21 protein-coding genes are annotated in these 26,971 nt (G+C 51.9%); 6 read left to right on the forward strand and 15 right to left on the reverse strand.

What is annotated here, in order from left to right; translation table 11 throughout:
- Positions 1 to 8 precede the first annotated feature (8 nt).
- The 6 genes from GV818_RS11550 to nirK all read left to right on the forward strand — a co-directional run bounded on the left by GV818_RS11550 (position 9) and on the right by nirK (position 10,632).
- The gene (locus GV818_RS11550) at positions 9 to 1,739 is read left to right on the forward strand and encodes a DUF2138 domain-containing protein (RefSeq protein ID WP_161776605.1); all 1,731 of its coding nucleotides are present in this window, start codon (positions 9 to 11) and stop codon (positions 1,737 to 1,739) included.
- On the forward strand, positions 1,724 to 2,383 hold the full coding sequence (locus GV818_RS11555; RefSeq protein WP_161756645.1) for a DUF1175 domain-containing protein: 660 nt from the start codon (positions 1,724 to 1,726) through the stop codon (positions 2,381 to 2,383). The genes GV818_RS11550 and GV818_RS11555 overlap by 16 nt, the downstream gene beginning before the upstream one ends.
- Positions 2,380 to 6,960, forward strand: a complete 4,581-nt coding sequence (locus GV818_RS11560; protein WP_161776606.1) for an alpha-2-macroglobulin family protein — start codon at positions 2,380 to 2,382, stop codon at positions 6,958 to 6,960. The genes GV818_RS11555 and GV818_RS11560 overlap by 4 nt, the downstream gene beginning before the upstream one ends.
- 1 nt (position 6,961) lies before the next feature.
- Positions 6,962 to 8,605 (forward strand): DUF2300 domain-containing protein, encoded by a 1,644-nt coding sequence (locus GV818_RS11565; protein ID WP_161776607.1) that lies wholly within the window; start codon positions 6,962 to 6,964, stop codon positions 8,603 to 8,605.
- A gap of 3 nt (positions 8,606 to 8,608) precedes the next feature.
- Positions 8,609 to 9,427, forward strand: coding sequence for a YfaP family protein (locus GV818_RS11570; protein ID WP_161756570.1), 819 nt, complete (start codon positions 8,609 to 8,611; stop codon positions 9,425 to 9,427).
- Positions 9,428 to 9,540: 113 nt separating this feature from the next.
- Entirely contained in the window at positions 9,541 to 10,632 is a 1,092-nt protein-coding gene (gene nirK, locus GV818_RS11575; RefSeq protein ID WP_161756569.1) for a copper-containing nitrite reductase, read from the forward strand.
- Between the two features lie 58 nt (positions 10,633 to 10,690).
- Here nirK and GV818_RS11580 read toward each other — a convergent pair whose 3' ends face one another.
- The 15 genes from GV818_RS11580 to ppa all read right to left on the reverse strand — a co-directional run bounded on the left by GV818_RS11580 (position 10,691) and on the right by ppa (position 26,815).
- Positions 10,691 to 11,770: a dienelactone hydrolase family protein gene (locus GV818_RS11580; protein WP_161776608.1), complete on the reverse strand. Its 1,080-nt coding sequence runs from the start codon at positions 11,768 to 11,770 to the stop codon at positions 10,691 to 10,693.
- A 136-nt stretch (positions 11,771 to 11,906) separates the two neighbouring features.
- Positions 11,907 to 12,356, reverse strand: a complete 450-nt coding sequence (locus GV818_RS11585; RefSeq protein WP_161756567.1) for a DUF3828 domain-containing protein — start codon at positions 12,354 to 12,356, stop codon at positions 11,907 to 11,909.
- A 10-nt stretch (positions 12,357 to 12,366) separates the two neighbouring features.
- A complete protein-coding gene (locus GV818_RS11590; RefSeq protein ID WP_161776609.1) occupies positions 12,367 to 12,738 on the reverse strand; it encodes a CHAP domain-containing protein in 372 nt (123 codons plus the stop codon).
- 356 nt (positions 12,739 to 13,094) lie between these two features.
- A complete protein-coding gene (locus GV818_RS11595) occupies positions 13,095 to 14,012 on the reverse strand; it encodes an NAD-dependent epimerase/dehydratase family protein (protein WP_178124861.1) in 918 nt (305 codons plus the stop codon).
- On the reverse strand, positions 13,966 to 14,928 hold the full coding sequence (locus GV818_RS11600) for a glycosyltransferase family 2 protein (protein ID WP_372242090.1): 963 nt from the start codon (positions 14,926 to 14,928) through the stop codon (positions 13,966 to 13,968). Before GV818_RS11600 ends, GV818_RS11595 begins: the two co-directional genes overlap by 47 nt.
- Positions 14,918 to 16,231: a glycosyltransferase family 61 protein gene (locus tag GV818_RS11605; protein ID WP_161776611.1), complete on the reverse strand. Its 1,314-nt coding sequence runs from the start codon at positions 16,229 to 16,231 to the stop codon at positions 14,918 to 14,920. The genes GV818_RS11600 and GV818_RS11605 overlap by 11 nt, the downstream gene beginning before the upstream one ends.
- 12 nt (positions 16,232 to 16,243) lie before the next feature.
- Positions 16,244 to 17,863, reverse strand: a complete 1,620-nt coding sequence (locus GV818_RS11610; RefSeq protein WP_161776612.1) for a glycosyltransferase family 61 protein — start codon at positions 17,861 to 17,863, stop codon at positions 16,244 to 16,246.
- A 229-nt stretch (positions 17,864 to 18,092) separates the two neighbouring features.
- Positions 18,093 to 19,184, reverse strand: a complete 1,092-nt coding sequence (locus GV818_RS11615) for a DegT/DnrJ/EryC1/StrS family aminotransferase (protein WP_161776613.1) — start codon at positions 19,182 to 19,184, stop codon at positions 18,093 to 18,095.
- A complete protein-coding gene (locus GV818_RS11620; protein ID WP_161776614.1) occupies positions 19,181 to 19,597 on the reverse strand; it encodes a sugar 3,4-ketoisomerase in 417 nt (138 codons plus the stop codon). Before GV818_RS11620 ends, GV818_RS11615 begins: the two co-directional genes overlap by 4 nt.
- Positions 19,584 to 20,702, reverse strand: a complete 1,119-nt coding sequence (locus tag GV818_RS11625) for an FkbM family methyltransferase (RefSeq protein ID WP_161776615.1) — start codon at positions 20,700 to 20,702, stop codon at positions 19,584 to 19,586. Before GV818_RS11625 ends, GV818_RS11620 begins: the two co-directional genes overlap by 14 nt.
- On the reverse strand, positions 20,699 to 21,859 hold the full coding sequence (locus GV818_RS11630; RefSeq protein ID WP_178124862.1) for a Gfo/Idh/MocA family protein: 1,161 nt from the start codon (positions 21,857 to 21,859) through the stop codon (positions 20,699 to 20,701). The genes GV818_RS11625 and GV818_RS11630 overlap by 4 nt, the downstream gene beginning before the upstream one ends.
- Entirely contained in the window at positions 21,856 to 23,040 is a 1,185-nt protein-coding gene (locus GV818_RS11635) for an ATP-grasp domain-containing protein (RefSeq protein WP_161776617.1), read from the reverse strand. The genes GV818_RS11630 and GV818_RS11635 overlap by 4 nt, the downstream gene beginning before the upstream one ends.
- A complete protein-coding gene (locus GV818_RS11640) occupies positions 23,033 to 23,776 on the reverse strand; it encodes an ABC transporter ATP-binding protein (protein ID WP_161776618.1) in 744 nt (247 codons plus the stop codon). Before GV818_RS11640 ends, GV818_RS11635 begins: the two co-directional genes overlap by 8 nt.
- A gap of 6 nt (positions 23,777 to 23,782) precedes the next feature.
- The gene (locus GV818_RS11645) at positions 23,783 to 24,571 is read right to left on the reverse strand and encodes an ABC transporter permease (RefSeq protein WP_161776619.1); all 789 of its coding nucleotides are present in this window, start codon (positions 24,569 to 24,571) and stop codon (positions 23,783 to 23,785) included.
- Positions 24,572 to 26,287: 1,716 nt separating this feature from the next.
- On the reverse strand, positions 26,288 to 26,815 hold the full coding sequence (gene ppa, locus GV818_RS11650; RefSeq protein ID WP_003219382.1) for an inorganic diphosphatase: 528 nt from the start codon (positions 26,813 to 26,815) through the stop codon (positions 26,288 to 26,290).
- Positions 26,816 to 26,971: the final 156 nt, after the last annotated feature.

The raw sequence follows: 26,971 nt of genomic DNA on the forward strand, positions 1-26,971 counted from the left end.
TGTGAATCATGAGCGAAAACACAGCATCCCCGGCAGTCGGTATCCCCGCTACAGATCAACCCGCTGGCAAGCGGCGCTGGCCGGCCCTGGTCGTGGGCTTGTGCATGGTAGCGGCGGCGATCACGGGCGTGGGCTGCAAGCCCAAGACGCCGGTGGCGGAGCTGGCCGGCGACAAGCTTGGCCTGAGCCGTCCGGACGGGTTGCTGGAGACGCATTCGCTGTCCCAGTTGCCCAAGGACTTGCTGGCGGTGCCGTTCCTCAAGGAAACCCTGACCGAGGATTTCGTCTTCTACTATCAGACTCACGCCGACCGCCTGGGGTTGATCGGTAGCCTGCGGCGGATCATCTACGAGCATGACCTGAAGCTGCAGGACAACCTGATCGAGCAACTGTTCGACCAGCCGGCGGATGTGGCGCTGTGGCGCGGCGCTGATGGACGTCTCAAGGACTTTTTGCTGGTGATGGACCGTGGCGGGCTGGCGAAATTGCTGGAGCCTTTGGCCAAGGTTGCCCTGGATGACAGCCAGTTGAGCCAGCTGGCGGATCTGAAGGTCGGCGGCGATGCGGTGACGCTCTACCAGTTGAACTACAACGCCGGTAAATCCCTGGCGTTCGCTTCCCACGGCGACAAGCTGGTGGTGCTGTCCAACCCGGCAAAACTCTATGACCCGAATGCCAGCAGCGATGAGGAGGAGGGCACCGATGATCAGCACGGCGACGTCTCCACCACGGCACTGGAAGCGCTGCTCAATGGCGACAAACTGTTCCCCGAGGCCTTCGGCCTGGAGGCGCGCAAGCCTGAAGTGCAGCAGCGCCTGACGGTTAACGCCAGTGTCCTGGCCATGGGTTACCAGCGCTTTATCCCCAACTTCGCCGGCCTGCGCTTCGAGATGGATGACAAGGGCTGGCACAGCTACCTGGCCATGGAGGAGCAGGACAACCAGCCGGACTTCGACTTCAAGCCGATCTGGCAAGCCATGCCCATGGGGGCCAGTGCCTGCGTCGCACTGCCGTTGGCGGTAGAGCAGCAGAAGCCGTTGCTGGTCAAGCTCGGTGCCGAAGAGTCGGTGGCCGCAACGCTGACCGAGCACATGGCCGGCACCGCCGGATTGTGCTGGTACGCTGATTCGCGGCTGTATACACCGCTGCTGGTGGCGAGCCTCAAGGACCAGGACAGTGCCAAGCTCGATGCCGACCTGGGTAAGCTGTTTGGTTCGATGGTGGGCTCCCGGGAGAGCAAGGTCGAGGAGCGGATCTTCCCGGTGCTGGAGCAGCAGAATGGCGACGTGCACCAGTGGCAGCGCCAGGTCAGTTCCAACTTCGGCCAGTACCCGGCCAAGAACGCCAAGGACCCGAACACCATTACCGGGCGTGCCTTCATGCAGGTCAGCCTGGCTCGCCACGGCTCGACCCTGGTGTTCTCCCTGGATGACAAACTGGTGGGCAAGGCCCTGGGCACGCTCGACAAACGCTTCCCGCCACTGGCCGACGTGCTCCCCAAGGACGCGCTGATGCCGGTGTACCTGGGCCCGCAGTCCCTGGCGCAACTGATCCAGCAGGAAACCTTCGACAGTGTGCCCCAGGACATGGAACCGGTGTTCAACAACGCTGCGCAGACCTATCTGGTGCCCAAGCTGCGCACCCTCGGCGGTTATGGCACATACGTCCTGACCCTGCCTGAAGGCAGTGAACCCAAGGGGCACTGGCAATGGCTGCCCCTGCAATGGCGTGCGCTGTGAGCGCATTGCGCAAGCGCCTGAGCAGCCTCGGCCTGCTCGCTTTGTTGCTGAGCACTGCCGTGGGCGCGACGCCGGTCCCGCCGCTGGACGTGCCGCAGTCCCAGGTGTTCCGCGCCTGGTTCGTGCGCATCGCCCAGGAGCAACTGAGCCAGGGGCCGAGCCCGCGCTGGTATCAGCAGGATTGCGCCGGACTGGTGCGCTTTGCCGCCAACGAGGCGCTCAAGGTCCACGACAACAAATGGTTGCGGGCCAACGGCCTGTCCAATCGCTACCTGCCACCGGAGCTGCAATTGAGCGAGGGCCAGCGCGGCTTGGCTCAGCAATGGCAGCAGGGCGGGGGCCAGGTCGGGCCTTACGTCAACGCGATCAAGCTGATCCAGTTCAACAGCCATCTGGTGAGCCGTGACCTGGGTCAGGCGCGCCCCGGAGACCTGCTGTTCTTCGATCAGGGCGATGACCAGCACCTGATGATCTGGATGGGCCGCAACATTGCCTATCACACCGGTACCACCACTCCCACCGACAACGGCATGCGCTCGGCTAGCGTGCAGCAACTGATGACATGGAAGGACACTCGATGGATACCCGACTCAGCCAACCCCAACTTCATCGGCATCTATCGACTGAACTTCCTCACCCAATGAGCGAATCGCGTATGTCCCGTTTTCTGTTTCGCCTGACCCTGGCCTTGACCCTGCTGGCCCCCGTGGCGCTGGTCAATGCCGAAGATTCGGTGCCGTCCAGCGATTACGCGGCGGTCTCCGGCGAGAGTTTCTTCCTCCTGGCCGATAGCAGCTTCGCCAGTGACGAGCAGGCCATGGTGCGCCTCGAGGCCCCGGGCCGTGACTACCGGCGTTTCCGCATGGAGCCCTATGGTGGAGCGGACATTCGGGTGTACCGGATCGACCAGCCGCTGGATTTCCTCAAGCGCCAGAAAAACCTGCACCGGGTGGTCAGTGACGGTCAGTTCAAGGGCGAGGGGCTTTCCAACACCCTGGCTTACCTGTGGGACAACTGGTACCGCAAATCCCGGCGGGTGATGCAGCGCGCCTTCTCCTACGAGTCGCGCAAGCAGGTTACCGAAGAGGTGCCGGAGCTGAAGGTGGGCAACTCGATGCTGGCGCCGACGCCGTATGACGTCCAGCCGCAATTCGCCCTGATCCCGGGGCTGCCCCTGGTGACCCAGTTCCGCTATCCGCTGTGGCAGGCCAAGCCGATCCAACCGCCGGCCGGGGTTGACCTGTCCGGTTCCTCCAGCCAGTTCATCAACGTCGCGCCGGGCAACGTCTATATCCCGCTGGGGCAACTCAAGCCGGGGCTGTACCTGGTGGAGGCCCTGGTGGGCAAGTACCGCGCCACCACCATGGTGTTTGTTTCCAATACCGTGGCAGTGAGCAAGATTGCTGGCGACGAACTGCTGGTGTGGGCCGCGGGTAAACACGAAGGCAACTCGGTGCCCAAGGTCAACGTGCTGTGGACCGACGGCCTCGGCGTGATGAACAGTGGCGCCACCGATGAGCAGGGCCTGGTGCGCCTGAAACACGCCAGCCCCGAACGTTCCTATGTGATCGGTGAAGACCAGGAAGGCGGGGTTTTCGTCTCCGAGAACTTCTACTACGACAGTGAAATCTACGACACCAAGCTCTATGCCTTTACCGACCGGCCGCTGTACCGCCCGGGAGACTGGGTGTCGTTGAAGATTGTCGGCCGTGAGTTCAAGAACGCTCGGGACTCGGTGCAGCCGGGAGCCGGCGCGGTAAATGTCAGTGTGCTCGATGCGGCCGGTACCGCGCTGCAGAACCTGACCCTGAGCCTCGATTCCAAGTCCGGCACCCAGAGCCGTTTCCAACTGCCGGAAAATGCCGTGGCCGGTGGTTATGAATTGCGTTTCAGCTACAAGGATCAGGTCTACAGCAGTGCCTTCCGTGTCGCCGAGTACATCAAGCCGCACTTCGAGATTTCCTTGAGCCTGGCCAAGCCGGACTTCAAGACCGGCGAGGCCGTGAAGGGTAACTTGGTGCTGCTCTACCCGGATGGCAAGCCGGTGGCCAACGCCCGCCTGCAACTGAGCCTGCGGGCCCAGCAGCTGTCCATGGTGGACAACGAACTGCAGTACATGGGGCAGTTCCCGGTGGAGCTAACCAGCGCCGAACTGACCACTGACGCCAAAGGCAGCGCCACTCTGGACTTGCCGGCTGCGGACAAACCGAGCCGCTACATGCTCACCGTGTTCGCCAGCGATGGCGCCGCGTACCGGGTCAAGACCACCAAGGAAATCCTCATCGAGCGTGGCGCCGCGAGCTTCAGCCTCGGCGCGCCGCAGCGTTTCAGCGCCGCCGGTGACAAGGTGCAGTTCAGCTACGCCAACCAGAACACCAGCGAGCAGAGCAAGAGCGTCAAACCGAGCCGCTACAGCTGGGTTCGCCTGGAAGACCAGTCCACCGGCGACGGCAAGCTGGCTGCCGCCGACAGCGGTTTTGCCCTGGCCTTCGAGCGTCCTGGCACCTACAACCTGACCGTGCGCGACGAGCATGATCGGGTACTGGGTGGTACCAGCCACGCGGTTACCGGCGAAGGCATCAAGGCCGTGCCAGGCACCGTTGAAATCGTCCTCGACAAAGCCGAGTACAAGGCTGGTGAAGAGGCCCTGGCGCTGATCACCTTCCCGGAGCCGATCAACGATGCGCTGCTGTCCCTGGAGCGCGACAAGGTCGAGGCCACTGCGCTCCTGTCCAAGGGCGGCGATTGGCTGAAAGTGGAAAAACTCAGCCCCACCCAATACCGCGCCCGAGTGCCGGTGAAGGACAACTTTGCGCCAAACCTGACCTTCTCCGTGCTCTACACCAAGGGTGGTGAGTACAGCTTCCAGAACGCCGGGATCAAGGTGCTGACACCGCAGATCGACGTCGCCATCCATACCGACAAGGAGAAGTACCAGCCGGGTGACATGGTCACCGTGGACCTGTCCACCCAGTTCGCTGGCAAGCCGGTACCGGCGCACCTGACGGTCAGCGTGGTGGACGAAATGGTCTATGCCCTGCAACCGGAAGTGGCTCCGAGCATTGATCAGTTCTTCTACCATCCGCGGCGCAACAACGTACGTACCAGCGCCAGCCTGTCGTTCATCAGCTACGACGTGGCCCTGCCAGGCAGCCCCACGGCTCCAGGCAAGGCCAACCGCAGCGAGCGCGGGGTCAAGGTGCTGGAGCGCCCTCGCCGTGAAGACGTCGACACCGCGGCCTGGCAGCCGGAGTTGGTGAGCGATGGCAGCGGCAAGGCGCGGTTCACCTTCCGCATGCCGGATTCCTTGACGCGCTGGCGCATCACCGCTCGGGCCATCGCCGATGATGGCCAAGTGGGGCAGAAGAAGCAGTTCGTCCGCTCCGACAAGGCTCTGTACCTGAAGTGGAGCGGCCCAACCCGTTTCCGCAGCGGCGACAAACCAGAGCTTGGGGTATTCGCCTTCAGCCAGTCCGAGCAACCGGCCAAGGCCGAGTTGGTCATCCATTACGCCGGGGAGTCCCAGCGCCTGCCATTGACCCTGAACAGTGGGATCAACTACGTGGCGCTGCCGGCCATTGTCCCGGGTAACGGTGAGTGGAGCGCTGAGTTGGTGCAGGGCGGCAAGACCGTGGATGCTCTGGCAGTGCGCCTGGTGAGCAGTGCCGCGGGCTGGCAGACGGTGCAGACCCAGAGCCTGGATGTAGTCACCACCAGCACCCCATTGGGGGTGCCGGCCGATGCCGCCGAGATCCGCCTGCGCCTGGACGACAGCCCGCAAGCGCTGTTTCGTTCAGCCCTGGATGACTTGCTGGAATACCCCTATGGCGGCGTCGAGCAGACCGCTAGCCAGTTGCTACCGCTGAGCGTTGCCTACCCGGCGCTGGCCAGCAACCCGCAGGTCCGCGACCGGCTGCGCCTGATGATGCAGAACAGCCGCCTGCGCCTGGTGCACATGGCCGGGCCGGAAGCTGCGTTCACCTGGTGGGGCGAAGACGTTGATCCAGATGCCTTCCTCACCGCCTATGCCTATTACGCCGACTGGAACGCGAGCAAGGTGCTCGACCTGAACCTGCCGCCGGAACACTGGCAGCGGGTGCTGGATGTCTACGCCAAGCAGGCTGGTAATACGCCGCTGCTGCAGCGGGCGTTGATCCTCTCCTTCGCCCGTGAAATGAAGCTGCCGATCGCTACCCTGGTCAGTGGGCTGATGGATGATCTGGCCAAGGCCGGTGCCGGTCCGGCTGCCAGCATGCAGGACGACAGCAGTGACAGTCTGGTGATGGATGATCCGGATTCGGCCCTTGGCCTGGCCAGCGCTCGCGTGCTGGCTGCGACCCTGGCGCGGGATGCCAAGGTCACGCCGCCGCCGGCGTTTGTGGCGCAACTGGAAGCGGCGCAGCAGCAGGTCGAGATCAGCTCCAAACCGTTCATCCAGGCCCTGAGCCTGTCGTTGAAACCGTTCGATCAAGCAGCGGCGCGAGCCTTGCTGCAACGCCTGTTGCCGTCGCAGTCGACCTTGGAACGGGCCCTGGCCCTGACCTGGCTGCAACGCAGCGTGGCCCAGTCGGCACCTGCCGTGGCCTTGAACCCGGGGCAGGGCTGGCAACAGCAGCAGGGCGCCAGCGGTGAAAACTACTGGCTGTGGCAGGGACCTCAGGTGCCTACGGTGCTGACCTTGAACGCTGTGCCGGAACGTCCGCTGCGGGCCTCGGTGAGTTACCTGAGCAAACTGGACCTGGGCACCACGCCATCGCCGGTGAATATCACTCGCCGCCTGCTGCGCCTGGTACCGGGCGACGAGGCCTTTACCTTCAAGCTGGAGCCTGTGGGCAACAAGCCAATCGCCAGCGACGGTCTGTACCTGGATGAAGTGATCATCGCCAATCAGGGCAGCCGGCCGCTGCTGTACGGCATGCTGGAAGTACCGCTGCCGCCGGGCGCTGACGTCGAGCGCACCACCTGGGGGATCAAGCTGGCCGGTCCTGCCGGTACCGAAGCGGCGTCCCTGGAAAAGGCCCGTTTCGAGCCTGGGCAAATGAGCTACGCGGTGCCGCTGGATGCGCTGAATGACAGCAGTGAAGTGCGTCTGCGCCACTTGATCCGCTTCTCCCAGAAAGGCCAGTTCAACCTGCCTCCCGCACGTTTCTACCAGGTGTATGCACCAGAGCGTCAGGCTCAGGAGCGTACGCCGGCCTTGGGTCAGGTCACGGTCAAATAACATGACGCGGCGTTGGGCCTGGTTGTACCTGTGTTTGCTCCCTGGGCTGGTAACGGCCCAGGAAGAGCCCCTGCGCCTGGCCTGGAAGACTGCCCCGGACAGCGAGCTGGTGAGCCTGAGCAAGACCCAGGTACTGGCGCGCGAGTCGTTGCCGAAGGACCTGCAGGCGCCGCTTGGCAGTGTCTGGAAACTCTTCGTCTATGCCTGGCTGGTGGATACTGGCGCCCAGGAGCCGGCCTATGCCTGCCAGGGCAAATCCAAGGAAGAAGTCTATTGCTGCACGGTGGGTGGCAGCATCGCCCGGGACCAGGCGCTGGTGCGTTCCTGTGGTTTGTACTTCGAGCCCCAGCGCCTGCAGCTGTCCGCGGCTCAATGGCGCCAGTACTGGCAAGCGCACAATGCCCCGGACTGGTTGCAGGACCTGAATCAACTGCAACCGCAGACGCGGGTTCCGGTGGCGGAGCTGTTGCAGGTGCTGGCGCTGTTGCCGGCTCGGGACACGGCCCGCCGGGTATTGCTGGATGTGCTGCTCAAGGCCGGCGACGGTGCTGTGGTCGGCGCCTTGGGCGCACGTCTGCGGGTCAAGACCTGGAGTTGGCTGGCGGATCAGGACCCGCAGTCGCGCCAGGGCGGTTTTGCCGGCTGGCTGGTGGACGGCACGCCCTTGTGGGTCGGTGGTCGAGGTACCAGCCAGCGAGTCTTGAAGGACTACGCTTCAGCCCTGAACCAGGTACTGCCGGACAGCATGCCTGTGGATAAGCAGCGTTGCGTGGAAGTCAGCCTGTTTTCCCGCTACCCGTTGAAAAGTGTCAGCCAGAGTGGTCAGCTCGCCAAACCGGGTGCCCTGCAGGGGGATTACCGGGTGGAGTTCACCAATGGTAATCAGCTGGATATCCACAGCACTGGCGAGTTGTTCCTGCAACGTGACGTGTCTGCCCAGCGATTGGTGGCGCGCCTGGATCGTGAAGAATATGTGGCCCGGGTGCTGCAGCGGGAAGCGTCAAGTGAACCGCTGGAAGCAGCCAAGGCCCTGGCCGTGGCGATCCGCACCTACCTGCTGCAGAACGCCGGCCGCAGCGGCGAATGCCTGAGCATCGACGACAGCAGCAGTCGGCAACGGGTCGCGCCACGTCCGGCCACTGCCGAAGCCCGGGCCATTGCAGCCTGGACCGACGATCTGGTCCTGGCCGGTACGCAGGTTACTTATCACTCGGACCTGCGAGCGCCAGACAAACTGTCCTGGCAGCAGGCCGTGGAGCAGGCTAGATCCGGCCAGCGCTACGACGCCATCCTGCTGCATGCCTACCCCAGGGCCAGCCTCAGCCGCTGGGACAACCCGGTGGCCTCCTGTGAACCCTTGCCCGCTGCCCAGGACTGGTTGCTGAGCCAGCGGCGACGCTGGCGTCAGCCCCTGGAACAGGAGGTTGGCTACAACGAAGTCAGCCAGTTTGCCGTCTGCCGCCTGGGCTTCGGTCGCCCTTACGTCGACCGCGAGCGGCAGCGCATCTACGTGCGCGGTGTGCTGTCGCTGCAGGACCGCCTCGACCTGACCCACGAATACTTGCACCTGGCCTTTGAAGCCCATCCCAACGGCCAGGATGAAACCTATATTGAAGGGCTCGCCCGTCACCTTTTGTTGGAATAGGCCATGAAACTTCCTGCTCCCCCGGTCCTCCTGTTCCTTTGCGGAATATTCAGCCTGCCTATGGCCATGGCCGACAGCGGCATCCAGCTTGATACGCCAAAAGGCGGCTGGCGTACCCGCGCCGATGACGGAGAGCAATACCGCCAGACCGTCAACTACCCGGCTTCCTCGGTGAACACTCCCCAGGGCCAGGCCGATACCGCGCGTATTCGCGGTCAGATCAAAGGCGCGCCCAAGGTCGCCAACCAGCCAGGCAAGCTGATCGTCAACGGCGTCAGCATGCCGCTCAAGTTCGATGATCAGGGCGGCTTCGACCGGCCTTATTCCTTCCCCAACGGCAGCAACAGCGTTGAGGTACGCAGCCCCGATGGCCAGCAGCGCAAACGCGTGCAGTTCCTCAATGCCGGTGGTGGCGTCACCCCGCCGAAACTGCGGGTGCTGCTGTCCTGGGACAGTGACAACACCGACCTCGACCTGCACCTGGTGACTCCCGACGGCGCGCACATCTGGTATGGCGACCGTGTGGCTCACAACGGCGCGGCCCTTGATGTGGACGTGACCACCGGCTATGGCCCGGAAATCTTCTCCATGCCGGCGCCGCTCAAGGGGCAGTACCTGGTTTATGTGAACTACTACGGTGGTGGATTGCGCAGCGATGATGACGAAGACGGCGGCCAGGAAAATGCCGTACAGCCGCTGACCACCGCCCAAGTCACGGTAATCACCGAGGAAGGCACGGTGAATGAAAAGAGCGAGTCGTTCATCGTGCCGATGCGTGCCCCCGGGGAGCTGACCCTGGTGCGTAGTTTCAGCTATCCATGATCGAGCTCAACCTATCCGGCGGTTCGGGCATTCGTTTATTGCCCTGAGACAATACGATTGCCCGGCATTTGCCTTGCAATGAATCACCATTCATTGGCAGGGAAATGCAGAGCATGGGTACGTTTCAAGCGTGGTTGAAGTGCTGTGTGGTGGCCGGCAGCTGTGCCTCCAGCCTGGTGTTGGCCGCCGGGGCCGATGGCTTGCAGAGGGTCAAGATTGACCTGGTGGCGCCGCCCCAGGTGCATGTCCATGAGCAGGCCGTCAACGGGCCACCGAAGGTCGTGCAGTTCCGCATGAATGTAGAAGAGAAAAAGATGGTGGTGGATGACCAGGGCACCACCTTGCAGGCCATGACCTTCAACGGCTCCATGCCCGGCCCGACTCTGGTGGTGCACGAGGGCGACTACGTCGAGCTGACCTTGAGCAATCCGGCCAGCAACAGCATGCCCCATAACATCGACTTTCATGCGGCCACCGGGGCCCTGGGCGGGGCGGCCCTGACCCAGGTACTGCCGGGGCAGGAAGTGGTGCTGCGCTTCAAGGCCGACCGCAGCGGAACCTTCGTCTACCACTGCGCGCCGCCGGGCATGGTGCCCTGGCATGTGGTCTCGGGCATGAGCGGGACCTTGATGGTGCTGCCGCGCGAAGGCTTGAAAGACCCTGCCGGCAAGCCCTTGCACTATGACCGTGCCTACACCATCGGCGAGTTCGACCTGTACATTCCCAAGGACAAGGACGGGCACTACAAGTCCTACCCGGATCTGGCCTCCAGCTACCAGGATACCCGCGAGGTGATGCGTACGCTGACACCGAGCCATGTGGTGTTCAACGGGCGGGTTGGCGCCCTGACCGGGGCCAACGCGCTGACCGCCAAGGTCGGTGAAAGCGTGCTGTTCATTCACTCCCAGGCCAATCGCGACAGCCGTCCGCACCTGATCGGCGGCCACGGCGACTGGGTCTGGACCACCGGCAAGTTCGCCAACGCCCCGCAGCGCAACCTTGAAACCTGGTTCATTCCTGGCGGCTCGGCGTTGGCGGCGCTCTATACCTTCAAGCAGCCGGGCACCTACGTGTACCTCAACCACAACCTGATCGAGGCGATGGAGTTGGGAGCCCTGGCTCAGGTCAAGGTCGAGGGACAGTGGGACGATGACCTGATGACTCAGGTAAAGGCCCCGGGGCCTATAGTGCCGGCCAAGCAATAGGCGGCAGCAGGCGTAGCGCCGGGGCTTCTGGGAAAAGCTCCGGCGCTGCTGATCGGGGTTAGAGGTTCAGGGCAAACTTCAGGTAGTCCGGATACACCTTGCGCCAGTCGGCCTGGAAGGTGTGGCCTTCGCTGTGTTCATGGCTCTGTAGCTGATTGCCGGATTCCAGGGCCTGCTGCGTGGTGGCGGTCAGTTTCTGGTTGCTCTCATGTTCCTGGGCGCCGTGGACGATGACAATGCGTTTGTCCCGGGCCTTGTTTTCGCCGAACGGAATCCGGTAGCCGCCGGGTGACAGCAGCAACGCGCCGCTGTACTGCTGCGGGTAGTCGGCAATCAAGTGAGCGGCGTGCTCGGCGCCTTGTGAGAAACCCATCAAAGCGATGCGCGAGCGATCAATACGGGTTTGTTTCTCGAGTTTTTTCAGTGCCGCGCTGACAGCGGCTTCGGTGCTGGCCACCGAGTCCTGCTGCCACATGAAGCGGTGCTCGTCACGCTTGAGAGTACCGTTGATACCAACCAGCACGGCTTTATCTCCCAGCAGGTCGGCACGCATATCAATGCCGTCGCTGCCTTCGGTGCCGAATCCCGATAGCCAGACCACTACCGGCCAGCCCTCGGCCGGCGCTTTGCCCTGAGGAATGCTGAAGGCCGCCAGGCCCGCATCCTTGGCCATGGCCGGGTAGTTCTTCTCGGCGGCTTGCAGCAGCTTCTTGTAGGCAGGGGCCTGATGCAGGGATTCCAGTTCGTCATCTTCCTTGAGCAGCACCAGTTGCCAGAAACCACGTTCGCGGGCTTGATCAAGGTACTCGGCCGCCCGTTTGTTTTTGTCCATAGCTGCCAGGCTGCCGGCAGCCTGGTAGGAGGCAAAGGCGTTCTTCGGGTCCAGGCGGGCGGCAGTCAGGTAGTAGGTGAGGGCGCCGGCATAGTTGTCGTGCTGGCTCTTTTCATTGTCCCCGGCTTCGATGAAGTCCTCGGGTGTGGCGTCGTCCAGGTACAGATTGGCCATGGCGGCCATGCCCTGCCAACGGCCCTTGGCGATGTCCTGCTGTTCGTCGGCATGGACGCAGGTGCTGCCGAGGAAGGCCGTGCACAGGGAGATAAAGGCTAGGGGCAGGCGTACTGCGGCCGGCAACGACATGACTGAGAGTCCTTTTCCAGTGAAGGATGCCCCGGACCCTTGCCCGAAACGGCGCGCAGCTTAGCATGGCAGGTCGCTCGATTCGACGACCTGCACGCCAGTCCGCTTCAGCGTTGTGCTAGGGCAGGACAGCGGATCAGTCGCTCTGATCCGCAGTGGAAGTCACCTGGTCGATCTTCCAGCAGCCCTTGTCCTTGATCATCCGCACATCGACAACTTGCGTGGTGTCCGGGGTATTGCCCAGAGTCACTTGCTCCTTGGCAGTAGAACCCTGAACTTGCGGATCGCTGACCTTGATCTGGGTCAGCCACTCCTCCATGTAGTCCTGGGCCTTGATGAAGTAATCCTCTTCCAGGCCATCGGGACTGGCCATCTGCGTTTTGATCTTGGCAATCAGCGATTCCGAGACGTACTGCTTCATCTGCGGCAGGTTGTCAGTCAGCGGATCCTTGTCTTCGCTGAAGGTCTGCAGGTACCAGCTGTAAAACGCCTGGGTAGCGGGTTTCGGCGAACTGGCGCAGTCGGCCAGGGCGACTGATTGATGCAACGCGACGGCTGCCAGCAACGAGCAGAAAAGCATTCTCATGGGTGACCCCTTATGGATGGCGATAGATTTTGTAGTCGGGCTTCTTCACCCGGTAGGAGTGCCCCGGGTAGAAACCATGCAACTGCTTGAAGTCTGACACCCAAAGTGTGCCGTTGAACATCGCCATATGCCCGTGGGGATGGCCGGGAATCGGCTGGATGATCACCACGTCGCCAGCCTGAGGGGCCTGGCCGGCGGGCTGCTCGACAAATCCGGCGGAGGTCAGGGATGAGCCGAAGTCCTTGGCCGAGTGCTTCCTGTGCAGAATCACACCACCGCCGCCGGCCTCGATCGCCTGGCGGGTATAGGCCGCGCAGCGTCCTGTACTGCCGGCGTGAGCATGCGCGTTCACGTGACTGATAGCCGCTTGTTTATTCCACATTCCTTGTCATCCGAGAGTCCTGGAGAGCGGTGATTTTATTCATGTAGCGGGGTGCCGGAAATACTGACGAAATACCTTTTAGACAGTTTTTGTGAGGAGCGTCACTGACCGTGAATCAGGCGGGAAAATGGGTGGAAATGCATTTGTTGTTACTGCGAGACTACCGAAAGCTCAGTTGGTGGTCTTTGTTACAGAGGAAGGGTCTTGAGTGATTGGCCCTTATGTAGAAAAGATAGTTTTGACGGCTGGGCTAACGAACAGTGAGCGATCTGGCTTCAGGAACAAAAACAGAGGATGCCAAGTTGTTGGCTGTAACTTTAAACTCTGCATCTCGACAATGTTGAAGAGTTCTAAATTTATATGTCTTGTGGTGGGAGATCATTTGGGCTCAAGATAAATGATCGCGGTTTGAATCCAAAATCATGCATTGCATCTTCATGATCAAAAAACATATCAATTTCCATTCGTTTAGCCATAGCGCTGTTCCAGTGACGATATCTAGGGAGCAGACGGATCAATATGACAGATAATTTGAAAAAAAATAATGGGATAGGCAATAAGCGCACCGGGCGATTAAGATGTAAGAAAATACGCTTAACCATCTCTCGGTATGGCAGCACTTCACTTCCTGAGATATTATAGGATTTGTTGGTGGCGCTAGGGGTGTTCATTGCTGCGACACAAGCCCATGCTACATCATGAACATGTACAGGTTGTCGAAGTCCTTTTGCTGTCCCAAAAATCGGGAAAAAACTAAATCTCTGGATGAAGCGGGCAATCTCTACAATATTCTTATCCCTGCCATCACCATAAATCAGTGTGGGGCGTAGTATTGTCCATTCAATGTGGTGTTCTTCTGACCAACTCCTGACTTTCAGTTCAGCCTCCTCTATCCTGCGAGCGATATATTGATCTTCGGGGGCAGATGAAGAAATTTTAGTGAAGCGGCTTGTGGATGATAGAGTAACTACACGGCGCATACCAAAAGCCTTCAAAGTCGATAAGTTGTCTGCCAATACCCAAATTGGAGCAACGCAGATCCAATTTTTTATATTTTCAGATCCGTGGGTCACGGGAGATAAAGGGAGTGCCATCCATTTAACAAGGGGGTCTGTATTCGGTACTTCTTGTCGTGTAAACGCGTATACTCGTAAGTTTGAATGCGTTAGTATTGAGATTAAAGAGGAACCTAGCGAACTGCGTGCACCTAACAGTCCTATATGTAGATTATCCACGTTTAACACCCGATCTGATAAGAGCAGTTCTCGTGGCATAGTAGCCTACCATCAAAGAAAATCTAAACCAAACTCCAAATACAACTGACCACCAAAGTAAGCCAGTATACTTACTACGGAAAAATTTCTTATAGAAGCGAAGCATGCCATGGTGCTTATGCCACTCCACAAAAAACGGTCTACTGCGGCTGCAAGCGCCCCATGCGTGGACTACTTTTGCATTAGGGACGAACATAACCTTAAGCCCCGAAAGTTTGAAACGCATGCACCAGTCTAAGTCCTCACAGTGCAGAAAGTAATTTTCGTCCCATAAGCCAACAGAGTCGATAGATTCGCGTTTAACCAGCATGCAGGCTCCTGATATAGCTTCAACAGCTACTGGTCCCTCTGGCAAAGGTTCCAAATGTAGTAAGAAGTCTGACAGGGTTTCTGGGAAGAATTTAGCGAACTTTGATAAACCAAATGCTCGCATGAACGCTCGTTTTGGTGTTGGAAAAACTCTACGGCCTCCCGGCTGCTCTGAACCGTCGGGGTTGACAAGAAAACCGCCAACCATTCCGATATTACTCTCTGATTCAAGAGTTTTGATCATTAACTCTAATGAGTGTTTTGCTATGATACAGTCGGGATTTAAAAAAAGAATTTTCTGTGCTGATGATATGTTCGTGCCAATATTGCATGCCTTGGCAAAACCGACATTCTTTGGGTTTTTAATAATCAAGAGGCGAGAAGAGTTAACTGTTTTTTTTAGATTTTTAATGCTTTCGTCAGTTGAGGCATTATCTACGACTATTATCTTTGCTGCGCCTGCTTCAAAGGAAGATGATACCGCGTCGGTAAGTAGTGCGCCGGCATTGTAGTTGACAATTATAACATCGCATTGCGATTCGTAATCTGTACCTTCCGTCAATATGGTTTTCTGTAGAGGAGTATCAGGGCTACCTTTAACATTCACTAGAAATTACCTTATTAAGTGTTTCATCAAAATTGTTTATATCAATGTGGTAGTTTCGATGGATCGGGTGCAGATCGGTATCGCTCTGCGGGCCTAAGACATAATATAGCTCATGGCCTAGCACTCCGCTGAGATTTGAATAATAAAAATAACTGGCATCTTGATAATAAGGCGCTAGCGCGATGATTTTACAGCCAGGGCGGCAAAATATCATGTTCGATAAAGAAGCTCCTATAGGAGCAATGATGACTTTCGCATAAAAACATGCAGCTATTTGTTCAGAGAAAGTCATTGAGTCTGATGTTATTTTTTTTATACCCTTAGCGGCTATCATTGATTCAATTTCGATAATATTTTTGATATGGCGGATGTTGCCACTTTTCTGGCTGCGGGCAAGGTATACCCACTCATTCCCTGGATTACCTATAGATTCGAGCGTAGAACACAGGCTGTCTCTAAGAGTATGTAATGCTTTGCCTGAGAACCTATTAATATAGGGCGGGGGTTCTTTAGAGTAAATGTCATGATGGTTGTAGCGCTCATACCCAGGCTGAGAAACCAAAATTAAATTTTTTACACGTAATGGATTCCAAGCTCCGACTTTAATGATATCTCGATGATTTTTATTTGTTAATCTGAGTGATTCATATATATTTGGGTGTAGGTTTGCATCTACAATTAAAGGGAAGTTTTTATACTTGCCTGTAGCATCCAATAATGCGAGTTTGGGTAGTGTTTCTGTTAGCCAGTGAGCGTAGTTTTCGCTGCACTGGCCTAACAAGCTAACTGCATTATTAACGCTACTTGGTTTGATAGTTAAGTAGAGCTTGATTTTGCTTGTTGTCCTGTTTATTGAAGTTATACCAAAATTCTCCGAAGGTGTTTCATGGCTTCCTGCATCAAAAAGGTCATGGTGAATAGCCACTTGACCATTAAAGACAATATCTAGTTTTCCAACAACCATTGCGTCAGATAGTTTGAATATCTCCAGGCGAGGAGCGCTTATTTCTATTTGAACATTAGACTCTATTGCAGCTGTTGATAAGTACCCTGAAAAAATAGGAGCAGGTATATCAATTTTTTCTTCGAAGGCAATGAGGGTTCTTTTTGTAAATGAGTTGTCGGGAGTAGATGATAGTCCTACTAGTGAATATGTCCCGGATTCAGGGATGTGTTTAATAAAGCTATGCAGACGATGAGAAAGTCGATACATGCTGACAGCGATTTCTTTTAAAATCCTAGACAGTAAGTATTTTGCTAGATATCTACGATATATAACTAATAGGGTTTTTTGGGGCTTCATTCAATTGCTCGCTTAGTCTTGGTTGATTAAGTCTAGCGCTACTTTTAATGCGGCTATATCTACTTCATAGTCTCTATGAAGTAGGTGTCCGGCTTCACTAACCTGATGGCCCAAAACGTAATATAGTTGGTGTCCGAGGGCTCCCATGAAATTGGAAAAGTAGTAATAGTTCGCATTTTCATAATAAGGAGAGAGCCCCAGGACTTTGCAGCCGACTGGTGCGAAAATCATGTTGGATAGAGCTGCCCCAAGAGGCGAGACTATATGTGACGCAGTGCTGAAAACAGTAACTTGCTCATTGAAGCTAAGTTTGGCTGGATCCAAAAATATATAGCCATAGGATTTTATTGTTTTTTCTACAGCATCGATATTTCTTACATGTCTTGTATTGCCGCAAGTGTCTTTTGAACGGTGTAAAAAAAGCTTGGTATGTTTTTCAGAGTTCTCGATTTTAAGAGTTTGAAAGGCATTGGTTTTCAATAAGTTGAGGGCTATTTTTGAAAAAGGGAAGTCGTTTGAGCATGGGAGAGGGAGTTTTTTATTTTCATGGAAAAATCGATATTCTGGGGGGACGTAGGCTGTCGGTGAAATGTCAATTAGATGTTCAACTTTTATTGACTCCCACCTACGAACACGGATCAATTCTCGATCAGTTTTTTTGATTAAATTTATAGAGTCAATAAAGTTTTTATGAATCCAGCTGTCCACCAATAGTGGGTAGTCATTAAAATCTTCCAGAGAATCTATGAACAGCAATTTAGGTAAGGTTTCTGTAAGCCAATGAGCATAATTACCTGTGCAGCAGCCAAGTAGTGAAATTGCTTTTTTTATGTTTCGAGTGTTTCCCGTATATAATGAGATAGTCTGTTCACTTACGTCTAGCATTGCAATACCATTTAACTCGGCAGGACAAACGTCGCGAGCTGGTATGTACTGATCGGGGTGCACGATTGTGTCACTAATTATTATGTAGTTCGTGCCTCCCATGACAATAGCCTTTTCAATAAATATTGCGTCAAGTTTCGGTTGTTCTAACTTTACTGTTTTGTCTCCAATAGGCGTAAAGTTATAAGCGCCGATAAATCGTGGTCCAGCAATATCCAGCGTACTATGGTTATGGAATTCTATGGTTTTTGAAGGGTGTAACTTTATAAAATTAGAGCGGCTTAGTAATTTGTATTTTTTAGCTTTTAAACCATGTATTATTCTTGCTCTTGATTTATGTATTAAACTTGAGGCGTGTCTTATAAGCTCCCTGGTGGACTTGAAGAATTTGTATTTAAAAAGGTAAGAATAAAAGTGTTTTTTTGCTTCTGCTTTTATGAGGTAGGGTAGGCTGCGAAGCCTCCAATATATTTTCAATGCGATCAGCCTTGAAAACCAGAATGCTTTAAGCGCAGTGGAACGTAACCGCCAGAAGGTTATCAGGCTAATTGATCTGAAACGCCAGAAGGTTATCAGGCTAATTGACCTGAAACACCAGAGAATCTTGAGTAATAGCGCTTTTGAGTATCCAATTACCTTGAGCACAGTAGCTTTTGTCCAGTAGTAAAGTGCGAGAGTATAGTTCCGGAGTCTCCGGTATATACTCAGCGGCAGAGCTCTTAGTGGATTAATAATATGATTGACCAATCTATAGCTCTCCCTAAGCGTAAGTCGAGTGGTGGCGAATGTAGATACTGCTTAAGAAGTCATATGGAGTTATATGCCTTATTAAATATAAGGCTCCATTTTTGGAAGCTTTTCCTTGTTTAAAATTGTGGCGATTGGTCTAAATAAATACTCATATATATAATGTTCTTTTCTCTGAGGTGGTTGATAGTGTTTGTGTTGATTTTGCTATTAGTGTCTGGCGTTGTTTTTACTTGAAGTTCAATATTCTGTCAATGACATAGTCGACATGTTCCATCGGCATTGATGGTGATATTGGAAGGCTGAGAACTTCAGTAGCAAGTTTTTCTGCTATAGGTAATGTGTGAGTAACTTCATTGGTATAGCATTTTTGTTGGTGTGGAGGAATTGGATAGTGTACCAATGTCTCAATTCCGTTTTCCTTCAGATATTTTTGTAATTGATCCCGATCAGCTGTACGTATAACATATAGATGCCAAACTGGATTGGCCCACTCAGGAACAAAAGGTGTAATTATGTTAGAGCCTTTCAATCCTTCCGTATAGCGTTGAGCAATCTGCTTGCGGCTTCCGTTTGCAGCGTCCAGAACGTTCAGTTTTACACGCAGGAACGCGGCCTGTATTTCATCCAATCTTGAGTTGTAACCAAGTGAATCATGCTGATATTTTAGTGGCGAGCCGTAGTTTCTAAGCTCCCTTACCTTTTTGGCAATTGAACTATCATTGGTCAATATTGCACCACCGTCACCTAATGCTCCCAAGTTCTTCCCTGGATAAAAGCTTGTTGCAGCGGAATGCCCGAGGCCTCCAGTTGGTTGACCCCGATACAATGCTCCCTGAGATTGAGCGGCATCTTCGATGACTAGTAGTTTGTATTTTTTAGCGATGGTATTTATTGCCCCCATATCTGCAGGCTGTCCATAAAGGTGAACAGGTATAATTGCTGCTGTTGAAGGTGTAATAGCCGCTTCGATAGACTCTGCAGAGATGTTATAGGTTTGTAAGTCTGGCTCAACTGCGACAGGAGTGGCGCCAGTGCGAGAGACTGCTAACCATGTCGCGATAAATGTATTTGAGGGCACAATAACTTCGTCGCCAGGGCCGATACCGTAAGCAACGAGTAGTAAATGAATCGCGTCCAGCCCCGTACCAACACCAATGCAGTATTCCGTCTTGCAATAAGCTGAAAACTCCGACTCAAAAGCCTCTAGCTCTTTACCTTGAATGTACCAGCCCGACTCTATAACACGATTGAATGCGGTGCTCATTTCGCTTTTTGTCACATCATTGACCAGCTTTAAATCGAGGAATGGAACTTTCATGATTTTTTCTCTAGAGTCGCCTGGAGGAAGTCTTCGTAATTTCTGAAATAGTCACTTTCATCATAGAAATCAGATGCCAAAACCATGCATACTGCAGCTGATGAAAAGTTGTCTAAATCTCTCCACATCATAGGAGGGATGTACAACCCATAGTAAGAGCGATTCAAATGAAAAGTTTTCTTCTCGTGACCATCATCTAACGTGACATCAAAACTTCCAGAAATAGAAATCATAAGTTGATGTAGGTTTCGATGACCGTGAGCCGCACGACTGGCACCACCAGGTACATCGTAAAGATAATAAGTTCGTTTGATATCAAAAGGAATGTGACGCCCTGACTCTATAAATGTCAAGTTGCCTCGTTGGTCCGTAATTTTTGGTAACTCAATGAGTTTACAATTAATTATAGACATTATCGGCCGCCAACGTGTTTGATTTTGGAATGAAAAACATTACTGTCTCATATATGGATTCTGTATAGTGACGCATATAAATTTCATAGTCGTTACGAATAGATAGTATAAAATCTGGTATTCTCCAGAAGTCTCCGGGTTTATGATAAACACTAATGGCTAGGCGTGGATGATTATTGTAGATAGTCTGGCGCGCCCCCTCTAGAGCTGAAAGTTCCTCTCCCTCTATGTCAATCTTTATGAGTGAGGGGGGGTCGTTCAGCACGTTATCCAACTTATCCACGTTTATGGTTACTGTCCCGTACTCAGAGACGCTTGAGGCAGAACCCTGCACATCGATTTTTAACTCAGCTTTGGTATTAGATAACCCGAGATTGTGCACATGAATTTTAGCACGCCCTTTGAGGCTATCTAGGCAGTCTTGATAGTTGCTAGGTTCAGGTTCAAATACGTGAATCGACTTGTAGTTAGGGCATCTCTTAATGAACTCAAGACTGGTATAGCCATTAAACCCGCCTACATCTATGAAAACCTCTCCTTTCTCTTGCAATTTTAAGAACTCTTCAAAATACTGAAGGTCTTCCCTCCAAGAAAAGCCTTCTAAGTGTTTGATATCGTAATCAAATCTGAAGCTCACTAGTTTTTTGAATGAATCCTTTGACTCTTCATCGCAGAGAAGTTTGTAGATCCACTCGTAATTATTTATATTTTCAATAAACTCCTCTTTGAAACCTTCATTGAAGCGCATAGAAGGCAATGAAGCGCCGGAGTATCTGTAAAATGTAAAATAATCAAGATTTCGTAGATTGGATTCATCCAGCCGTCGCTTGGCGGATAAAGGACGCCCCCCAGCCACGTTGAGAACTAATGAATCTTTTGGTATGTCGACAAGCTTTACTATAGGGCAGCCAAGATATTCAACATCTGTTGTGTAGTCATCTATGATTCCATCCAGGTTAACTTCTGTTAATAAGCTGTCGGTGTATATATTTCGACCTAGAACATATTTTTTACTAGTGGTGCTATTATAAAAGTCGAAACAAAAAGCGCGGGCGTTTTTTTCGTCGGCTGCTAGATGTTCATTTTTTAAAATCAAGAGGGTCATACTATCTCTTCCCAACGTTTATTCGAGGAGGATTTTGATATTGCTTCCAGCATTCGTAGCCCTTCTAGGGATTCTTCAATACCGAAAACATACTCTTGAGCGACGCTATTCTTTTTAAGTAAGTAATATTTAAGCGCATCTGCCACGTCGTAATAGTAGTTTGCAAATGCCTCTATAAAACCGGCAGGATGGCCTGCCTTAAACCGGGTGTAACGTAAGTGATTGGCTACGCTTATATTATTACTTGCGCGATCAACCAGAAGGCGATTCCCGGAGTTGTCCGATATATTGAGATGTTCGGAGTCTTCTTGTACCCACTCTGCGGAACCTTTGCTTCCAAAAATTCTCACCTTTAGGCCATTTCTATAACCTAACGCCGATTTGCTATACCAGATACTGCATGATATGTCGTTAGAGTAATTACTTATGCAGGAAATACTATCTGTAACTTGATTGAAGTTACCATATGACTTGGAGGTTGATACTACCTCTAGTGGCTGCTCGCCAGTAAGGAAGCGGATCATCATATGGATATGAACACCTAGATCTAGAGAGAGTGTTGGGACTTTATTATCCTGTAGCCTCCAGTCTTGTGGCGTAATTGGTTGGCCGTTCGCCCCTAGTCTTGCGAAACCCTCTTGCGGCATTTCGATTTGGACTTGCTGTATTTTTCCCAATTTTCCGTGCTTAATCATGTATCTTAGTTCACGGAGTATAGGGAAGCCGGTATAGTTGTATGTGACGGCAAGAAAACCTTGAGAAGATAGTAGTTTTCTCTGAATTAAAAGTGCTTCTTCGACAGAACCCACCAAAGCTTTCTCGCAGATGACAGGCAAATCTGCTTCTAGGCAGCGCATAACATGTTTGCTATGTTGATCCTGTGGGGTCATTATCACAACTGCGTCGAGTTGACTTGCTTCGCTCGATAAAAAATGATCAATGTCTGAGTACGAGCGATCAAGATCAATGCAGTATTTCAATGCTGTTGACTTGCTAACTTCGGGTTTTCTGCTAAAGCAACCAGATACCAATTCAAAGCGTTGGTCCATCTCAATCGCAGCACGATGAGCTCTTCCAACAGCTGATTCGAAACCACCGCCCAAAAATCCAACTTTAAGTTTTCTGGTATTGAGTGATTCAAGGTTTATCTTGTTCATGCTTGACATCCTAATTCCGTGATATCGATTAAATCTGCAAAGTTTGGAGTGACCGTCAGCATTGAGTTTTGGTCATTGAACTCAGCAAAAATAATAGCAAGCTTGTCAAAAGGGGCCTCCTTTAACCTCTCACCGCTTCCTTTAAGAGGGACTATCTCAACACGAACTGATGGGATCTTGTTAGAGAACGAAAAGTTTATAAGGGGGCTATTTCTGGACACTGTATGACGACCGAAATATTTGTGTTTGTATATGGGGGTATTTGGGGGAAGTCTTTGCTCGATAAAGGAGCGAATATATAAATCAGCGTAATTTACTCCGGTGGAAAGTTCAATCATTGAACCATACAAGTCACCAGGGCACCGTCTCATACACTCGATGATCCATACCGTCTCTCCACTCACAATAAACTGTGTATGTAATAGGCCATTATTCAGTTCAAGACTGTTTATTAATCGCATCACCTCCTCTCGTACAGCTGACCGAGTCCTCTCAGAAAGCCCGGAAGGGTGGTTTGAGCAATTAACTTGATATGGGTACATCGTACAAAACTCATCAGCAAAGAAATCGAGTGCAATTTCTTTATCTTCGATAAAGGCTGAATGGCTATGTAGGGCACCATCAATGAACTCTTCGAGAACAACTTCTCCAGAGCGAGATTCATCAACTGCATGGAGTACTGCTTGTTGAAGACTTGAAAAGTCTGAAATCTTAGTCATTCCTCGCCCGCTAAAGCTATCGACAGGTTTTACTAATAAAGGAAATTTCATGTCGCCGATATCTAGATTCTGTCTTTCTTTGATTCGCATAAATTTAGGCGCTGAGATAGAGAACTTCTCTGCTGCTTCGCGAAATTTGCTTTTATTATGAAGTGTGCTTGCGATATCTAGTTTATCAAAGCCTGAATAGCCATACTGTTCTGCTACAAATGCGCAAGACATATAAGCATAATCATTACAACTGGGTACGATATAGTCAAATTTTTGCTCTCCAACCAGTATTAATAGATCTTCTGGTTTGGAGTAGTCAATGTAGAAGGATTCGTCTGCATATTGATGGCATGGATCTGTTTTTAAGCTTCCACAAACAGATACATGAAGGTCAAGCCTTTTTAGCGCAAAAAATATAGGCGATGCACTGAAACTGCTCCCAACAAGCAATACTCTTTTTGGGTTAGTCATGTTTATTGCCCTTAATATACTTGTTTACGATTGCTTCTGGCTCACCATCTGCGATTATTTTTCCGTGATCCATCCAAATAACTCTGTTGCAGAGAGTTTTTACTAAGTTGTGATCATGTGAAACCATTATCATTATATTGGCGTTGTTTATCATGTTGTGCATCCTTGCTCTTGCTTTAGTCAAAAACGCGGCATCGCCACCAGCAAAAATCTCATCAAGTACTAATATGTCTGGATGCATCGCAGTAGCGAGAGAGAATGCTAGGCGCATATACATCCCTGTTGAGTAATATTTAACAGGAGTGTCAATGAATTTTTCAAGCTCAGCAAATGCTATTATTTCAGGTTCGATTTTTTTAATCTGAGATTTTGCGTATCCTAAAATTGAACCATTTAAATAAATATTTTCGCGTCCGGTAAACTCGGGATGAAAGCCAGCGCCAATTTCAATAAGAGGCGCAATTTTACCACTTACAGAAATTTTTCCGTTTTCCGGTTGGTATATTTTACATATGGCCTTTAATAGGGTGCTTTTACCGGCTCCATTATGGCCAATAATACCTACTCTTTCGCCTGAATTTATTCTGAAGGAAACCCCGTTAACGGCTGAAAATTTTGAATAACTTGGTTTTTGGTTTCTTTTTAGAATATGTGCAAAGTATTCTTTCAGTGATGGAGAGTGATTGTGATAAATTCGAAAATCGATATAAAGATTTTCTACGACTATGCTGGTCATGATTAGTTATAACCTAAAGATTATTTTTTTCTCTTGTCGAGAAAAAACGAGAAGCCCACAGATCATCGATATCAGTGCTAAGCATAGTGCCTGTGTAACTATCTGGAGACTAGGTAGTGTAGCTTCATACAATGGTGCTCGGAATAGGTCAATGAATGGGTTGAATGGATTGAGGGCAACAATCCATCCGATGGAACCAGTCAATAAGTCTTTCTTGTATAAGATTGGCGATAGAAAAAACATCCCTTGCATCGCGATGACCACAACATGTTGTATGTCACGAAAGTAGACTGTCAAAACTGACATGATTAATGCGATACCAAACGCAAAGAAAAACAGTAATATGAAGGCAGCTGGAATAAAGAAAGCTGTCCAGGTTAAAGATCCTCCACTGATAATAACGATTGAAAATAGAGCAACAAAGGAGAGCGCGCTGTCGATAAGTAATGCAAAGCAAATGCTTGCGGGGAAAATGATTTTTGGCAGATATATTTTTCTGATCAAGCCTTCATTGCTTATGAAGGAAGAGCCAGCTTGCACTACTACCGAGTTAAAAAAAGTCCATGGAATCATTCCCGCAAATAGGAAGACCGCAAATGACTTCAGGTCGGACTTAAATAAAGTTGAGAACACAATAGCCATGATGGACATCATTAGTAGAGGATTGATCAATGTCCATAGGTATCCAAGTGTAGTGCGGCGATAACGTAGTATTAGTTGTTGGGTTACTAGTTGATAAAGTATATTTCGACTGTTTTTTAGTTCAAAAAATATCTCTGAGAGTCTAGATTTCATCGCGATTTTATTTCCTTAAAAGTACATGCTACAATATGTAGAGGAGAATTCAATGTGGCTGTATCTTTGATTCTCAAGTCTACTTTATAAAGAGCTAAGATTTATTAAAGAACTCAGATCTACGTTGTGCCGCTGTAGAAACGTTGTGATTTTATTACTCTTGCCATTAATGTTTCTTACTTTAAAGGAGCCCATAGATTTTGATGGGCTCTGATCACTGGCAGCTCGGAAGGCATGTGTAAAATCTCTGAGTAATGATGAGTCACTATAATCTTCTTTGAGAGACTCGTCATTATAGATACTTACGACGGCATGGTTGAGCGCGGTGTTTTGTGGTGCTTCACCACTCTTCGCTCATGAGCTTTCATGGCCTCTGTAGCTGGCAGCAGTAAACTTTGAGCATTTCGGTTTGGTGCGGGTGGCTTTCCTTTGATTATATGGCTTTCTGCTAGATGATTGCGTATATGTGGCTTGAATCAACTGGGTATTTTTTACGAATAAAACACAAAATGTATTATTTTCTTTTTCTGGTAATAATGGCTAATTGATGCCTTCCGGTTTGCTGCATTCATATTGCAGTGTGAGCTCCGCATGGCAATAACTCAAAGCTGAGGCGGAGCGCATAGATGCGTGATCTTTCCTTGGGCATAGCTAATTTCTCTGTAACTCATAAGAAGATTCTCGAGGACGCAAGAAGCACTTCCTAGTGCTGGCCTTTCTTTGGATTTGTACAGTATTAAGCTTCAAAATCAATAGCATCATGAGTATTTCCTTGAACCCAAGGCAAGTCAAGATGGCCTTATAGTGGCTCTCTGGGTGTCTCGTATCATTCTCTTGTTATGTTCTCATATATCAAAATGCTCTATAAAATCCGACTGTCGTGCTCAGTTGCTACAGCCGTGCTCTAACTCTATCCACGAGAGCCCCTGTGCACGGGCCTTATCTCTGAAATTCCCAATCGTTGATCGCTGTATTTTCTTGCCAAAAATGTCAAGAATTTTTAATTAGATGGTTAACGCTATCGACCTTCTGATGAGAGTACAGGTGGAAGGAGAGCGAAAGCTTATCTGGTAAGCCCTTGACGACGTTTCGGTGCAAAAAAACGACACGATCTAAGCGCCGTTGTCTGTTCGTGCCTCGGGAAAGCTTAAACCGCACCGTCCCGGAATAATAGATTGCTCTGGTGTCTTCGCACGCTTCAAGCACCTTATGGAGTATTGAGTGGAGATTTGAGCGTGAGCGTTTCCTCCGTCTGGAAAAGATACCAAACGCAAGGGGCCAATAGGTTGTAGGTTTTTTATACGCGAAGGGATTATTTTTGTGAAATTAAAAAGCCGGCTTGTGGCCGGCTTCTCGGGGACTGGCTTGGTTCATTTTTGGTAAACCGCACCAGCCTTCAAAACGTACACCCAGCTCTTGCGGCTGGCTGTGGGACTGGGCGAGAAAATCATCCGCTTCGTCGGGCGATCTGACCGCAGGGAGGGTCGATGCGCAAATGTGGGGCGCAGCATACGCATTTTTGTCGGGAATTCCCAGTGCGAAGCGCGATCCAGAGGCTTTGAAGCGGCAGAAAGTGCGGGGAATTTGTTGCTGGATGCGTGAGGTTCGCTGGCAAGCCGGCTCCTACGGTAAAGGGTGAAAGCTGCAGGAACAAAAAAGCCCCGATCACTCGGGGCTTTTTCTTGAAGCTTGTTGCTCGAAGCTTACCGCTGCTGCTTAGCCTTTATAGGCGGCAACCGACTTCAGGATCTCGGCGCGGGCTGCATCGGCATTGCCCCAACCGTCGATCTTCACCCACTTGCCTTTTTCGAGGTCTTTGTAGTTCTCGAAGAAGTGCTTGATCTGTTCCAGCAGCAGTGGCGGCAGGTCGGTGTATTCCTTCACGTCGACGTACAGCTGGGACAGCTTGTCGTGTGGTACCGCGATCACTTTGGCATCGCCGCCGCCGTCGTCGGTCATGTTCAGGATACCCACTGGACGGGCGCGGATTACTGAGCCTGGAGTCACTGGGTAAGGGGTCACGACCAGCACGTCGAGGGGGTCGCCGTCGTCAGCCAGGGTGTTGGGGATGAAGCCGTAGTTGGCCGGGTAGAACATTGGGGTGGCCATGAAACGGTCAACGAACAGGCAATCGCTGTCTTTGTCGATTTCGTACTTGATCGGCGCGTGGTTGGCCGGGATTTCGATAGCGACGTAGATGTCGTTCGGCAGGTCTTTGCCCGCCGGAATCTTGCTGTAGCTCATTGGGCGTTGCCCCCGTTAGTTGACCAAATGACTTGGCCGGATTGACCAAAAAGTGGCGGCGATTATAGACACACTCCGCTACCGATGCTACGTGCCAAGGGTCGTAGGACCTTGGTTGTACTGTCTTGCAGGCGTGTTCGGCCTGGCTGCGCGACC

It is taken from the genome of Pseudomonas sp. Fl4BN1, from assembly GCF_009908285.1.
GTDB lineage: Bacteria > Pseudomonadota > Gammaproteobacteria > Pseudomonadales > Pseudomonadaceae > Aquipseudomonas.

Excerpts from the sequence above, each read along its gene's own strand:
- GV818_RS11550 (WP_161776605.1), top strand. The coding sequence starts at position 9 with ATGAGCGAAAACACAGCATCCCCGGCAGTCGGTATCCCCGCTACAGAT.
- GV818_RS11555 (WP_161756645.1), top strand. The coding sequence starts at position 1,724 with ATGGCGTGCGCTGTGAGCGCATTGCGCAAGCGCCTGAGCAGCCTCGGC.
- GV818_RS11560 (WP_161776606.1), top strand. The coding sequence starts at position 2,380 with ATGAGCGAATCGCGTATGTCCCGTTTTCTGTTTCGCCTGACCCTGGCC.
- GV818_RS11565 (WP_161776607.1), top strand. The coding sequence starts at position 6,962 with ATGACGCGGCGTTGGGCCTGGTTGTACCTGTGTTTGCTCCCTGGGCTG.
- GV818_RS11570 (WP_161756570.1), top strand. The coding sequence starts at position 8,609 with ATGAAACTTCCTGCTCCCCCGGTCCTCCTGTTCCTTTGCGGAATATTC.
- nirK (WP_161756569.1), top strand. The coding sequence starts at position 9,541 with ATGGGTACGTTTCAAGCGTGGTTGAAGTGCTGTGTGGTGGCCGGCAGC.
- GV818_RS11580 (WP_161776608.1), bottom strand. The coding sequence starts at position 11,770 with ATGTCGTTGCCGGCCGCAGTACGCCTGCCCCTAGCCTTTATCTCCCTG.
- GV818_RS11585 (WP_161756567.1), bottom strand. The coding sequence starts at position 12,356 with ATGAGAATGCTTTTCTGCTCGTTGCTGGCAGCCGTCGCGTTGCATCAA.
- GV818_RS11590 (WP_161776609.1), bottom strand. The coding sequence starts at position 12,738 with ATGTGGAATAAACAAGCGGCTATCAGTCACGTGAACGCGCATGCTCAC.
- GV818_RS11595 (WP_178124861.1), bottom strand. The coding sequence starts at position 14,012 with ATGCCACGAGAACTGCTCTTATCAGATCGGGTGTTAAACGTGGATAAT.
- GV818_RS11605 (WP_161776611.1), bottom strand. The coding sequence starts at position 16,231 with ATGAAGCCCCAAAAAACCCTATTAGTTATATATCGTAGATATCTAGCA.
- GV818_RS11615 (WP_161776613.1), bottom strand. The coding sequence starts at position 19,184 with ATGAAAGTTCCATTCCTCGATTTAAAGCTGGTCAATGATGTGACAAAA.
- GV818_RS11620 (WP_161776614.1), bottom strand. The coding sequence starts at position 19,597 with ATGTCTATAATTAATTGTAAACTCATTGAGTTACCAAAAATTACGGAC.
- GV818_RS11625 (WP_161776615.1), bottom strand. The coding sequence starts at position 20,702 with ATGACCCTCTTGATTTTAAAAAATGAACATCTAGCAGCCGACGAAAAA.
- GV818_RS11630 (WP_178124862.1), bottom strand. The coding sequence starts at position 21,859 with ATGAACAAGATAAACCTTGAATCACTCAATACCAGAAAACTTAAAGTT.
- GV818_RS11635 (WP_161776617.1), bottom strand. The coding sequence starts at position 23,040 with ATGACTAACCCAAAAAGAGTATTGCTTGTTGGGAGCAGTTTCAGTGCA.
- GV818_RS11640 (WP_161776618.1), bottom strand. The coding sequence starts at position 23,776 with ATGACCAGCATAGTCGTAGAAAATCTTTATATCGATTTTCGAATTTAT.
- GV818_RS11645 (WP_161776619.1), bottom strand. The coding sequence starts at position 24,571 with ATGAAATCTAGACTCTCAGAGATATTTTTTGAACTAAAAAACAGTCGA.
- ppa (WP_003219382.1), bottom strand. The coding sequence starts at position 26,815 with ATGAGCTACAGCAAGATTCCGGCGGGCAAAGACCTGCCGAACGACATC.